Annotated in this window: 5 protein-coding genes and 3 rRNA genes; 2 read left to right on the top strand and 6 right to left on the bottom strand. The window is 62.2% G+C overall.

What is annotated here, in order from left to right; all coding sequences use genetic code 11:
- The first annotated feature begins 2 nt into the window (after nt 1-2).
- Entirely contained in the window at nt 3-1,730 is a 1,728-nt protein-coding gene (locus AU252_RS11400; RefSeq protein WP_058930808.1) for a helicase HerA-like domain-containing protein, read from the top strand.
- Between the two features lie 130 nt (nt 1,731-1,860).
- On the top strand, nt 1,861-2,853 hold the full coding sequence (locus AU252_RS11395; protein ID WP_205630695.1) for a hypothetical protein: 993 nt from the start codon (nt 1,861-1,863) through the stop codon (nt 2,851-2,853).
- Between the two features lie 303 nt (nt 2,854-3,156).
- Here the strand turns inward: AU252_RS11395 and AU252_RS11390 are convergent, their stop codons facing one another.
- The 6 genes from AU252_RS11390 to AU252_RS11365 all read right to left on the bottom strand — a co-directional run bounded on the left by AU252_RS11390 (nt 3,157) and on the right by AU252_RS11365 (nt 13,712).
- On the bottom strand, nt 3,157-5,208 hold the full coding sequence (locus AU252_RS11390; RefSeq protein WP_058930807.1) for an NHL domain-containing thioredoxin family protein: 2,052 nt from the start codon (nt 5,206-5,208) through the stop codon (nt 3,157-3,159).
- Entirely contained in the window at nt 5,208-7,358 is a 2,151-nt protein-coding gene (locus AU252_RS11385) for a cytochrome c oxidase assembly protein (RefSeq protein WP_058930806.1), read from the bottom strand. Before AU252_RS11385 ends, AU252_RS11390 begins: the two co-directional genes overlap by 1 nt.
- 118 nt (nt 7,359-7,476) lie before the next feature.
- On the bottom strand, nt 7,477-7,764 hold the full coding sequence (locus AU252_RS11380; RefSeq protein WP_056341443.1) for an HU family DNA-binding protein: 288 nt from the start codon (nt 7,762-7,764) through the stop codon (nt 7,477-7,479).
- Nucleotides 7,765-8,184: 420 nt separating this feature from the next.
- Nucleotides 8,185-8,301: ribosomal RNA gene (gene rrf / locus AU252_RS11375) — 5S ribosomal RNA — on the bottom strand.
- A 234-nt stretch (nt 8,302-8,535) separates the two neighbouring features.
- Nucleotides 8,536-11,671, bottom strand: a 23S ribosomal RNA gene (locus tag AU252_RS11370).
- Between the two features lie 517 nt (nt 11,672-12,188).
- A 16S ribosomal RNA gene (locus AU252_RS11365) occupies nt 12,189-13,712 on the bottom strand.
- The 16S, 23S and 5S rRNA genes sit together here, the layout of an rRNA operon.
- Nucleotides 13,713-13,725 lie beyond the last annotated feature (13 nt).

Raw genomic sequence — 13,725 nt, 5'->3', positions numbered from 1 at the left:
GCATGGCCAACAAAACCACTGCAGAAAAGCTCGCCACCATCCAGAAGGGCTACACCCTGGAGGGTGCCACCATCGAGTTGGGTGCCGCCATTGTTGACGGCGAACTCCACAAGGAAGCCCAGGTCCGCCTGCCGCTGGCCATGATGAACAGGCACGGCCTCGTAGCAGGCGCCACCGGCACCGGCAAGACCGTCACGCTGCACATGATGGCCGAGCAGCTGTCCGCAGCCGGAGTTCCCGTGTTCCTCGCGGACATCAAGGGTGACCTGTCCGGCCTGGCCACTGCGGCCGCCGGCAGTGACAAGCTGAAGGCGCGCACCGACAGCATCGGCCAGGTCTGGGCCGGCAAGACGTTCCCGGTGGAGTTCCTGGCCCTGGGCGGCGACGGCAACGGCATTCCCGTCCGTGCCACCATCACCTCGTTTGGCCCCATCCTGCTCTCGCGTGTGATGGAGCTCAATGACACCCAGGAATCCAGCCTGCAGCTGGTCTTCCACTTTGCGGACAAGAACAACCTTGAGCTGATCGATCTCAAGGACCTCCGCGCGGTCATCCAGTTCCTCACCTCGGACGAGGGCAAGGACGAGCTGGAGGAACTGGGCGGCCTGTCCAAGGCCACCGCCGGCGTCATCCTCCGCGAACTGGTGAATCTTGAAGCGCAGGGCCTGGAAAGGTTCTTCGGCGAGCCTGAGTTCGACACGGCCGAGCTGCTCCGGACCGCCCCGGACGGGCGCGGCGTCATCACCTGCCTGGAGCTGCCCACGCTGCAGACCAAGCCGATGCTGTTCTCGACCTTCCTGATGTGGCTGCTGGCTGACCTGTTCGAGGACCTCCCCGAAGCCGGCGACCTGGACAAGCCCAAACTGGTGTTCTTCCTCGATGAGGCCCACCTGCTGTTCAACGGCGCGTCCAAGGCCTTCCTGAACGCCATCACCACCACGGTCCGGCTGATCCGTTCCAAGGGTGTGGGGATCTTCTTCGTCACCCAGACCCCCAAGGACGTCCCCGCCGACGTCCTGGGCCAGCTGGCCAACCGCATCCAGCACGCCCTCCGCGCCTTCACCCCGGAGGACGCCAAGGCCCTGAAAGCCACCGTGTCCACGTTCCCGATGAGCGATTATGACCTGGAGGAGACCCTCACGTCCGCGGGGATCGGCGAGGCCGTCATTACCGTCATGAATGAGAAGGGCGCCCCGACGCCGGTCGCGCACACTCGCCTGCGCGCCCCGGAATCCGTCATGGGCCCCAGCACTGAGGAGCTCATCAAGAGCACGGTGGGCGGGTCCGCGTTGCTCGCCAAGTACGGGACCGCCGTGGACAACATCTCCGCCTACGAGAAGCTCACCGGCAAGGGCGCTGCGCCCACCGGCGGAGCCGCGCCCGGCGAGCCCCCGGTTCCGGGGACTTCCGGGCAGCCAGGTCCGGGGCAGGCAGGTTCGGACCAGGCCGACGTCGACGTCGACGCCGAGGCCCGCAGGATCGAAGAGGAAATCCTGGGCCGGCCCAGCAGCCGTCCCGCGCCGGATCGTGGTGCCGGCACTGATGCGCCCTCGCGGCGTGCACCGGAACCTGCGGCCCCGGCCGGCGGCGGCATGGTGGGCGACCTCGCCGGAGCACTCGGCGGGGCATTGGGTGGCGGGCTGAAAAGCATGGTCCGTTCCTTGGGCACACAGCTTGGCCGGGAGCTGCTCCGCGGCGTCTTCGGCACCTCGTCCCGTCGCCGCCGGTAGGCAAAACCGGACGATGTCCCGCCCTGGACTTCCCGCCGTCGGGCATCAGGAAAGCCGCCGCACCCCGCTACACGGGGCGGCGGCGACACCTGTGTTCAGCGGGCTTGCAGGTAACGTAAGTGAAGTGCAGATGAGTCAGGCGTTGGTGAGGATGGCAGCAGGGTGGCTGCTTGGCCTCATGCTTGCCGTGGCCGCGGCCGTCGTTGGGGTCAACGTGGTGAACAATACGGTGGCGAGTCCACAGCAGCCTGTCCGGGAGTATCTCGACGCCCTCCACGAGGGCGACGGCGGCAAGGCGCTGGGTCTGTTGCGGGCCACTGTGCCGCCCAGCAACGCCGCCATGCTCGACGGCACAGCGCTGCAGACGGCCTCTTCCCGGCTGGCGAACGTCAGCATCGGCGAAGCCGAGGAACGCTCGGGCAACCAGGTCATGGTGCCCGTGCAGTACACGATCGATGGCAGCAGGCTTCGCACCGAGTTCCTGCTGGAGAAGACCGGCACCGAATGGCTGTTCTTTAACACGTGGGCGTTTGTGCCGTCGCGGCTGCCCACGGTGGGCCTGACAGTGGTCAACGCCAGCGAAGCCAACCTCAACGGCGTGCCGGTGAACATGCCCCAAGGGAGAAATTCGTTCGCCGTGTTCTATCCGGGTGAATACGAAGCCTCCCTGAACGGTGAATACTTCGCCGCGCCCGCCACACGCGCCACGGTGACATCCCGCGATGTCCCGGCGGCTCCGTTGAACCTGCTGACCGAGGCCACCGACCAGCTGCGGAAGGATGTGGGCGCGAAGGTACAGGAGTTCCTGGACACCTGCGCCGCCGAAGCTGTGAAGCAGCAAAAGCTGCAACCGGACTGCCCCTTCTACTTCGCCAGCACCAACAACGTGGACGACGGCACCATCAAGTGGACTATCACCGAGTACCCGGAGATATCCATCGAGCCCTTTGACGGCCGCTGGGTGGTTGCTCCCCTCGACGGGAAGGCCAAGGTGGAGGCGGTCCAGCAGAGTTCCTTCACGGGCGCCTGGTCCCCGCTCAACGAAGAGGTGGACTTCAGCTTCACCACCCGCCTGGACGTCGCCGGCGACACCATCAGGGTCACCCCGCTCCTGAGCTACTAGCGCGTCGGCTACCGGCGGGCCTCGTGTCACGCACAGCACGCTCTTGCCATGCTGCCGTTGCCGAGGGTCTGGCCGCGCCCTCAGGGCGGCGTATGTGGAAAACTCGTGGGCCCGGCAGCCGCCCCACGGCGTCACGCAGAGCACGCTTTTGGCCACGGCCGGCGGCCTTAAACCCCGGAAATCCGCGGCCATCCCAGCCCGCGGCGTGCAAAAGGCTGCCTCCCGTGACATCAAGTCACAGAAGGCAGCCTCTTCACACCGGCTCAGCAAGCCGGCGCCGCAAAGCCGTAGCGGCGGCGGTGATCAGTCCATTCCGCGCAGGTCCAGGACCAACTCGGTGTCGCCGTCGTCCGTCAGCAACACGGGGATGCCCCAGTCCTGCTGGTACAGGTGGCAGGCGGCGTGGTCCGGGATCTCGCCGTCCGCATCCTCCGGGCCGTCGCAGGCCGCGGCGCGGGCGGTGATGTGCAGGATGCCCTCCGGAATGTCGGAAGCCAGTTCCAGCGTGCGGAGCAGCCCCACCGAGGTTCCTCCGCCGGCCACAAGCAGCTCCGGCGGGGTGGAGGAGATCTTCAGCTGCGTGGGGTCGCCCCAGCGGTCATCGAGCTTCTGCCCGGTGGGCGCGGTGAAGCGCACGGTCAGCTCGAGCAGCCCGGGGGCGACCGGGCTCTTGGGCCGGTGAGTCTGCGAGGCGCCCTCGTCCACCTGCTGGGCTTCCTTGGGGATGGGCACGTAGACCAGCTGGTGCTTGTTGGCCTCAACCACCACCAGCAGCGGCTCGGAGCCAGCGGCGTGCGTGTGGTCCACAATCACGTCGGAGGGTTCCGAAAGTCCGCGGGCCAGCGTGGACACGGTCCCCGCGGCGGGGTCGTAGCGCCGCACAGCACCGTTGTAGGTGTCGGCGATGGCAATGGAGCCGTCGGGCAGGACGGTGACGCCGAGGGGGTGCTGGAGGCGTGCCTCGGAGGCGGGGCCGTCGCGGAAGCCGAAGTCGAACAGGCCCTTGCCCACGGCAGTCACCACGGTGACCGTGCCGCCGTCGTCAATGACCAGCTTGCGGATGGCGGAGGTTTCGGAGTCCGCCACCCAGATGTTGCCGTCGGCGTCCTCGGCCAGGCCGGAGGGCTGAGCGAACCAGGCTTCGTGGGCGGGCCCGTCCAGCAAACCCTCCAGGCCGTTGCCGGCAATAATTGCCACGGCGCCGGTGAGGGGGTCGAAGCTGAAGATCTGGTGCGTGCCGGCCATGGCGATCACCACCGCGTTGAGCTTGGTGGACCAGACGACGTCCCACGGCGAGCTGAGGGACACCTCCAGCGGATGCTCGCTGAGCTGGCCCGTGAATCCGGCAGCGTCTTCGTCCACCCGGGCGGGGCCGGTTTCCAGCAGACGCTGGACGCCGTTGCCAACAATCGTTGTGGCCTTGCCGTCCGTGAGCGAGAGCCCCCGGAGGCGGTGGTTGACTGAGTCAGCAATGACGACGTCGTAGCCCGCCTTCGCTGCCACCTCTTCCGGAAGCAGCACGAGGCCCTGCGGCTCGTTGAACCGTGCGGTGGGCTCCACGGAGTCGACGGCGGCGGCCGGGCCGTCAGCGTGTCCCTTGGTTCCGGAGCCGTAGGTGCGCAGCACCGTCTGGAAGTCGTTGCCCAGCTCCACGAGACGGTGGTGGCCCGTGTCGGTTACCAGCCAGGAACCCCCGGTGGCGGTATCCGCGGCAGCCGGAGTCCCGCCGTCGGACGCTCCCTGCACGCCTGAACCCTGGGCGCCTGAACCGGGTCCGGCGGAACCGCGCCCGGCGGGCAGGAACAGTGCCTTCCCGGGGAAGCGCAGCGTGCCCGAGGTCGCTTCCGGCGCCACGTACGGGCCGGAGCCGCGGTGCAGTGTGCCTTTGGCCTCGTGCTCGGCGATCAGCTCGGGGACGAGCACGGCCAGGCCGTCAGCGTGGCCTTCGCCGGACAGGTGCGCCACGATGTAGCCCTCGGGGTCGATGACCACCAGGGTGGGCCAGGCGCGCGCCGTGTACGCCTTCCAGGTGTCCAGCTCGGGGTCGTCCAGGACGGGGTGGTGGATCTCGTAGCGTTCCACGGCGGCGGCCAGGGCCACGGGATCTGCTTCGTGCTCAAACTTGGGCGAGTGGACGCCCACGGTGACCAGGACGTCGGAGTACTGTTCCTCGAGCGGGCGCAGCTCATCCAGGACGTGCAGGCAGTTGATGCAGCAGAAGGTCCAGAAGTCGAGCAGCACGATCTTGCCGCGCAGGGCTTCGAGGTCCAGCGACTTGCCGCCGGTGTTGAGCCAGTTGCGGCCCACCAGTTCGGAGGCGCGGACCCGGTGTTGGGTGCGTACGGTTTCGCTCATCAGCGTCCTTCCAGCTTTGAGTTGCGTTCAGCCAATCTGGCATCGCGTTCAGCCAATTTGGCAAACATATCGTTGTAAGCAGTGAGATCGGCGTCGTTATTCCTGTCCGCCGCCCGATCGGTCCGCTTGGACTCCCGGGCATCGGAGCGGGACCACATGATGGCGACGCCGATGGCCACCAGGAGCGTGGGCACTTCGCCGATGCCCCAGGCCACGGCCCCGCCCATCTGCTGGTCCAGGAGAGCCGACGGCCCCCAGGCGCGGCCAAGGTTGCCGAAGTAGTCGGCCGCCAGCAGGCTGGTGCCGCCCATGATGGCGACGCCGAAGAACGCGTGGAAGCCCATGGTCGCCAGCAGCAGGAGCAGGCGCATGGGATACGGTGCGCGGCGGGGCAGCGGGTCCGTGCCGATCATGGTCAGGATGAAGATGTAACCCGTGAGCGTGAAGTGCAGGGTCATGAGCTCGTGGCCCACGTGGTCCCGCATGGCGAAGCCGAACGCGTCCGAGTAGTAGAACAGCACGATGGACCCCGCGAAATTGGCCGCCGCGAAGATGGGGTGCGTGACCAGCTGGGAGAACTTGGAGTGGATAAACACGAGCAGCCATTCGCGCGCCCCCCGGGTGCCGTCGCCGCGGGCAGGCAACGCCCGCAGGGCCAGCGTCACCGGGGCGCCGAGCACCAGGAAGATGGGTGCCACCATGGTCAGCGCCATGTGGTCCACCATGTGCGCGGAGAAGAGGATCCTGCCATAGACCGACGGCGGCCCTGACGTGATGAAGGTCAGCACCAGGAGGCCGATCACCCAATTCACTGCGCGGAACCACTGCCACTTGTCGCCGCGTCCAAGCACCTTGGCGACGCCCAGGAAGTAGGCCACCAGCCCGAAGAGCACCACGGCCACCCAGAGCCAGTCAAAGCGCCACTCCGTCAGCCAGCGTTCCGGCGTCAGTTCAGGCGGCAGCTCGTAGCCGGTGAGGATAAAGGCCGGCGACGCGTCCGGCGCAAACGTGGTGGGCTGCGGCGGGGCCGACCGGCTCAGGGCCACGGCGACGCCGGAGGTGGCTCCCATAACCAGGAGCTCCACGAGCACCAGCTGCCACAGCACGCGGCGTGAGGACATGGCCGAGCCTTTGCGGCCCAGCTGGGGGATCACCCATTGCCGGTGCATCAAACCGATGCCGCCAAGGACCAGGGTGGCTGCCGATTTCGCGAGGATCAGCTGTCCGTAAGGGGAACCAAAAAGGTCACCCCAGTTGGTGATGCGGATGCTGGCATTGATGACGCCGGAGGCAAAGACGAGCACAAACGCAAAGCCGGCCAGGGAGGAGAAACGCCGCAGCGTCGGTTCGGTAATGTCGGCGGCCGTGCCGGGCTTCGAGCCGGTCAGGATTCCGGACAGCAGCGCCAGGACGACGATGCCGCCAACCCACGCGCTGACGCCTACAAGGTGCAGGCCCAGGGAGTTGATGGCGCCTTCATGGTCCGACGAGCTTGAGGAGTGGCCGATCAGCGCGGCGGGAACCAGCCCGGCCAGCGCCAGGATCAGCGTGAGGGCAAGGCCGCCAAGGGATCTGACACCGAACAGCGCCGTGGTCACCACGGCCGCGATGATGGTCACGCTCAACCATGCCCGGCCGGTCTCGATGTCCGTCATGAAGTACACCAGGGCGCGGGTGAACTCCGCGTCCCCGCCAACGGCCTGTCCGGCAACGTCTGAGTAAGTAAGGACCAGTACGGCCACCGCCGACAGCGTCCAGGCAGCACCCGCAGCGGCAGCAATGGCCAGGGCCCGGGCGAACGCCGGATGTTCCGGAGCGTCGCCTTTCTGGGTCCGGGACCGGGGACCCGCAGTTCTGGGGAGGATGCCGACGGCGAAGATCAGTCCGCCGATCACCGTCGCCAGTGCCACGTTGTGGATGGCCTTGCTGACGGGAAGCCCCCAGCGGACCAGTGCCCCCGGGTCAGAGACCTCACGGGCCGCGGCGGCGCCGGAGAAAAGGAGTGCCGCTGTCAGTCCCAGGAAGAGGGCTGCAAGGCCCGCGAGCTGCCACGGCCGGGAAATCCCCACGACGCCGCCAGCCCTGGCCGGGGCGCCCCTGTCGGGGCCTGGCTGGGGTGCTGCGGGACGGGATTTTGCTGCAGAAGGCACCTATCCATTGTCCGCTACGGGTGCCCGCGCGGCGAATCGGATTAAAGCAGAATCGGCTTAAAGCAAAGGAGCGGCAACCCTGAGGTTGCCGCTCCTTTGCTGCTGTGGCTGAAGAAGACTACTTCTTCTTGGCGACTGCAGCCTTCAGCTTGGAGCCGGCGGTCAGCTTGACGCTGTGGCCTGCGGCGATCTGGATGGTCTCGCCCGTCTGCGGGTTGCGGCCGGTGCGTGCTGCACGGTCGGTGCGCTCAACTGCGAGCCAGCCCGGGATGGTGATCTTCTCGCCGGCGGCGACGGAAGTCTCGAATACCTCGAACAGTGCATCGAGGACGGAGTTGACGGCTGCCTGGCTGGTGCCGGCCTTGCCTGCTACCTCTGAAACAAGTTCACTACGGTTCTTAGCCATTGATGTCCTCCTGGACGGTCACGATTTCTGGAGCCTGAACGCGGCATGCGTGCAAGCCACTGTTCGAAAACTTACCAGCTTGGGCCCGCGAGGTCCGCAAATTCCGCGTGTTTCCGCCATTTTTTGACTAAAATCACCGGTTTTCCGGGGAATTGCGGGGGAATTGCGCCCTCAGCGGACGCTCTCGCAGTTCCTGCAGTGTTCCGCCGGATGCTCTCTCAGTTCGTGCGACGTTCAGCCGGACGCTCTGTCAGTTCGGGTCCTGGGTAGTATGGCGTACGACGGCGGCAGGTGTGGTGGGTGCGGCGTTTTCGGTGGGGTGCCGGCCTGGTCCTGCGTTGGGGGGGTGTTGTGGTGTGGGTGGTTAAAGTGGGAGAGCCCCCCAACCTGGTGGTTGGGGGGCTCTCGACCGTAATGATGTTCCGGCGGTGACCTACTCTCCCACACCCTCCCGGGTGCAGTACCATCGGCGCTGTGGGTCTTAGCTTCCGGGTTCGGAATGGGACCGGGCGTTTCCCCCACGCTATGACCGCCGTAACCCTTCGACCCGTCACACCCGAAAGGGGGTGTGTGGGAAATCTGGTTACAACATGCTTTCTGCAACTTTTGGTTGCAGGTGTGGTGTTGTTATTGTGTTGTGTTTTTTGTTCCCTGCAACGTGCCCGTGTCGGGTTTGTTGTTTGGGAACCACATAGTGGACGCAAGCAGTCTTGTTATCTTTTTACCACCCGTTGGTGCAAACCTCTTTTGAATAGGTTTGCAGGGTGGTGTGTGGTGTAAGTTATCGGCCTATTAGTACCGGTCAGCTTCACGAGTCGTTAGTCCTCGCTTCCACATCCGGCCTATCAACCCAGTGGTCTGGCTGGGGGCCTCTCACACACAAGGTGTATGGAAATCTCATCTCGAAGCGAGCTTCCCGCTTAGATGCTTTCAGCGGTTATCCCATCCGAACGTAGCTAATCAGCGGTGCACTTGGCAGTACAACTGACACACCAGAGGTTCGTCCGTCCCGGTCCTCTCGTACTAAGGACAGCCCTTCTCAAATTTCCTGCGCGCGCAGCGGATAGGGACCGAACTGTCTCACGACGTTCTAAACCCAGCTCGCGTACCGCTTTAATGGGCGAACAGCCCAACCCTTGGGACCTACTCCAGCCCCAGGATGCGACGAGCCGACATCGAGGTGCCAAACCATGCCGTCGATATGGACTCTTGGGCAAGATCAGCCTGTTATCCCCGAGGTACCTTTTATCCGTTGAGCGACGGCCATTCCACAATGTACCGCCGGATCACTAGTCCCGACTTTCGTCCCTGCTCGAGATGTCTCTCTCACAGTCAAGCTCCCTTGTGCACTTACACTCGACACCTGATTGCCAACCAGGCTGAGGGAACCTTTGGGCGCCTCCGTTACTTTTTAGGAGGCAACCGCCCCAGTTAAACTACCCATCAGGCACTGTCCCTGACCCGGATTACGGGCCGAAGTTAGATGTCCAAAGTGACCAGAGTGGTATTTCAACGATGACTCCACCCGAACTGGCGTCCGGGCTTCAACGTCTCCCACCTATCCTACACAAGCCACTCCGAACACCAATACCAAACTATAGTAAAGGTCTCGGGGTCTTTCCGTCCTGCTGCGCGTAACGAGCATCTTTACTCGTACTGCAATTTCGCCGAGTTTATGGTTGAGACAGCGGGGAAGTCGTTACTCCATTCGTGCAGGTCGGAACTTACCCGACAAGGAATTTCGCTACCTTAGGATGGTTATAGTTACCACCGCCGTTTACTGGGGCTTGAATTCTCAGCTTCGCCGTAAGGCTAACCGGTCCTCTTAACCTTCCAGCACCGGGCAGGAGTCAGTCCGTATACATCGTCTTGCGACTTCGCACGGACCTGTGTTTTTAGTAAACAGTCGCTTCCCCCTGGTCTCTGCGGCCCCGATCCCCTCCCACCAGCAAGTGGTGTTCAAGGTTGGGGCCCCCCTTCTCCCGAAGTTACGGGGGCATTTTGCCGAGTTCCTTAACCATAATTCTCTCGATCGCCTTAGTATTCTCTACCTGATCACCTGTGTCGGTTTGGGGTACGGGCGGCTAAAACCTCGCGTCGATGCTTTTCTCGGCAGCATAGGATCACCAAATCCCCCCGTGAGGGGGTCCCATCAGATCTCAGGCATCATGAACGGCGGATTTGCCTACCGTTCGCCCTACATCCTTAGACCGGGACAACCATCGCCCGGCTTGGCTACCTTCCTGCGTCACACCTGTTAATACGCTTGCCTCCCAGGATCAGGTCCCGCGCTCCACCAAAACCCACATCACCCCGAAGGGTGGGCGGGCAGGTATCGGGCGGTTAGTATCCCCTGTTCAACATGGACGGTTTTTCGCCGGTACGGGAATATCAACCCGTTGTCCATCGACTACGCCTGTCGGCCTCGCCTTAGGTCCCGACTTACCCAGGGCAGATTAGCTTGACCCTGGAACCCTTGATCATTCGGCGGACGGGTTTCTCACCCGTCTTTCGCTACTCATGCCTGCATTCTCACTCGTGTAGGCTCCACCGCTGGTTTACACCGCGACTTCACTGCCCACACGACGCTCCCCTACCACTCCAGACGCCTGAACCAACCCACAAGGGGCGGCTTAGCTAATATCTGAAATCCACAACTTCGGCGGTGTACTTGAGCCCCGCTACATTGTCGGCGCGGAATCACTTGACCAGTGAGCTATTACGCACTCTTTTAAGGATGGCTGCTTCTAAGCCAACCTCCTGGTTGTCTTCGCAACTCCACATCCTTTCCCACTTAGCACACGCTTAGGGGCCTTAGTTGGTGGTCTGGGCTGTTTCCCTCTCGACTATGAAGCTTATCCCCCACAGTCTCACTGCTGCGCTCTCACTTACCGGCATTCGGAGTTTGGCTGACGTCAGTAACCTTGTAGGGCCCATTAGCCATCCAGTAGCTCTACCTCCAGCAAGAAACACGCAACGCTGCACCTAAATGCATTTCGGGGAGAACCAGCTATCACGAAGTTTGATTGGCCTTTCACCCCTACCCACAGCTCATCCCCTCCATTTTCAACTGAAGTGGGTTCGGTCCTCCACGACGTCTTACCGTCGCTTCAACCTGGCCATGGGTAGATCACTTCGCTTCGGGTCTAGATCACGCCACTGCAACGCCCTATTCAGACTCGCTTTCGCTACGGCTTCCCCACACGGGTTAACCTCGCGACGTAACACTAACTCGCAGGCTCATTCTTCAAAAGGCACGCCGTCACAACTACAAGGTTGCTCCGACGGATTGTAAGCACACGGTTTCAGGTACTGTTTCACTCCCCTCCCGGGGTACTTTTCACCTTTCCCTCACGGTACTGGTCCGCTATCGGTCATTAGGGAGTATTTAGGCTTATCAGGTGGTCCTGACAGATTCACACGGGATTTCTCGGGCCCCGTGCTACTTGGGATACTCTCCAGGCGGCACAAAACATTTCGGTTACGGGGCTCACACCCTCTCTGGCCGGCCTTTCAAGACCGTTCACCTATGCCTGCACATCACACCTCACCAGTCCGGCAGAACTGGTATGGAAAGTCCCACAACCCCGACCATGCAACGCCCGCCGGCTATCACACATGGAACGGTTTAGCCTGATCCGCGTTCGCTCGCCACTACTGACGGAATCACTATTGTTTTCTCTTCCTGCGGGTACTGAGATGTTTCACTTCCCCGCGTTCCCTCCACGCACCCTATGTGTTCAGATGCGGGTCACCAGGCAGCTCGCGCCCCTGGCGGGGTTTCCCCATTCGGACACCCTGGGATCACAGTCCGGTTATCGACTCCCCCAGGCTTATCGCAGATTCCTACGTCCTTCTTCGGCTCCTAATGCCAAGGCATCCACCGTGTGCTCTTAAAAACTTGACCACAAAAGATCAAAAACGCTAATTTTCGAGAGAACCATGAAAACCACCCACACCCCAAAAGAGTGCGGACAGATCCAGGTTCATAATTCTTGGAAATTGCTTCTTATAAAAGATGCTCGCGTCCACTATGTAGTTCTCAAACAACAACCCCGTACCACACACCCCACACACAACCCCAAAAGGGTCAACCGTGTGATCGATGCAGCCAGGAAACCAGAAACAAACAAACCCGACAGACGACACCGCAACCCGTAAGCTGCAACCCCATCCCCCGGCCCTGTTGCCTCAGGACCCAACAGTGTGCCAAACACTAAACCACCCACCCCCAACCCACACCGTTCCAGGACACCCCCAAGAGGGAATCCGTACTGGGCAAGGAAAGAAACAAGCGGCCGCTATTCGTTGATATTCCACCCTTGAGCACCCGCCGCAGAACAAACGTCTGCGCAACGGGCATATACTCCTGACAAACCCCCACACCACATACATGGCATGAACAATCTGTAGGTGCTCCTTAGAAAGGAGGTGATCCAGCCGCACCTTCCGGTACGGCTACCTTGTTACGACTTAGTCCCAATCGCCAGTCCCACCTTCGACAGCTCCCTCCCACAAGGGGTTAGGCCACCGGCTTCGGGTGTTACCAACTTTCGTGACTTGACGGGCGGTGTGTACAAGGCCCGGGAACGTATTCACCGCAGCGTTGCTGATCTGCGATTACTAGCGACTCCGACTTCATGGGGTCGAGTTGCAGACCCCAATCCGAACTGAGACCGGCTTTTTGGGATTAGCTCCACCTCACAGTATCGCAACCCTTTGTACCGGCCATTGTAGCATGCGTGAAGCCCAAGACATAAGGGGCATGATGATTTGACGTCGTCCCCACCTTCCTCCGAGTTGACCCCGGCAGTCTCCTATGAGTCCCCGCCATAACGCGCTGGCAACATAGAACGAGGGTTGCGCTCGTTGCGGGACTTAACCCAACATCTCACGACACGAGCTGACGACAACCATGCACCACCTGTAAACCGACCGCAAGCGGGGCACCTGTTTCCAGGTATTTCCGGTTCATGTCAAGCCTTGGTAAGGTTCTTCGCGTTGCATCGAATTAATCCGCATGCTCCGCCGCTTGTGCGGGCCCCCGTCAATTCCTTTGAGTTTTAGCCTTGCGGCCGTACTCCCCAGGCGGGGCACTTAATGCGTTAGCTACGGCGCGGAAAACGTGGAATGTCCCCCACACCTAGTGCCCAACGTTTACGGCATGGACTACCAGGGTATCTAATCCTGTTCGCTCCCCATGCTTTCGCTCCTCAGCGTCAGTTAATGCCCAGAGACCTGCCTTCGCCATCGGTGTTCCTCCTGATATCTGCGCATTTCACCGCTACACCAGGAATTCCAGTCTCCCCTACATCACTCTAGTCTGCCCGTACCCACCGCAGATCCGGAGTTGAGCCCCGGACTTTCACGGCAGACGCGACAAACCGCCTACGAGCTCTTTACGCCCAATAATTCCGGATAACGCTTGCGCCCTACGTATTACCGCGGCTGCTGGCACGTAGTTAGCCGGCGCTTCTTCTGCAGGTACCGTCACTTTCGCTTCTTCCCTACTGAAAGAGGTTTACAACCCGAAGGCCGTCATCCCTCACGCGGCGTCGCTGCATCAGGCTTTCGCCCATTGTGCAATATTCCCCACTGCTGCCTCCCGTAGGAGTCTGGGCCGTGTCTCAGTCCCAGTGTGGCCGGTCACCCTCTCAGGCCGGCTACCCGTCGTCGCCTTGGTGAGCCATTACCTCACCAACAAGCTGATAGGCCGCGAGTCCATCCAAAACCACAATAAAGCTTTCCACCCCCCACCATGCGATGAGGAGTCATATCCGGTATTAGACCCAGTTTCCCAGGCTTATCCCAGAGTTAAGGGCAGGTTACTCACGTGTTACTCACCCGTTCGCCACTAATCCACCAGCAAGCTGGCATCATCGTTCGACTTGCATGTGTTAAGCACGCCGCCAGCGTTCATCCTGAGCCAGGATCAAACTCTCCGTTGAAGTAAAACAGACA

This window comes from Pseudarthrobacter sulfonivorans, assembly GCF_001484605.1.
In the GTDB taxonomy this organism is placed as follows: domain Bacteria; phylum Actinomycetota; class Actinomycetes; order Actinomycetales; family Micrococcaceae; genus Arthrobacter; species Arthrobacter sulfonivorans_A.
The sequence above is the reverse complement of the archived record's forward strand: the minus strand, read 5'-3'. Positions and strand labels throughout refer to the sequence as shown.

Excerpts from the sequence above, each read along its gene's own strand:
- AU252_RS11395 (WP_205630695.1), top strand. The coding sequence starts at position 1,861 with ATGAGTCAGGCGTTGGTGAGGATGGCAGCAGGGTGGCTGCTTGGCCTC.
- AU252_RS11390 (WP_058930807.1), bottom strand. The coding sequence starts at position 5,208 with ATGAGCGAAACCGTACGCACCCAACACCGGGTCCGCGCCTCCGAACTG.
- AU252_RS11380 (WP_056341443.1), bottom strand. The coding sequence starts at position 7,764 with ATGGCTAAGAACCGTAGTGAACTTGTTTCAGAGGTAGCAGGCAAGGCC.
- AU252_RS11400 (WP_058930808.1), top strand. The coding sequence starts at position 3 with ATGGCCAACAAAACCACTGCAGAAAAGCTCGCCACCATCCAGAAGGGC.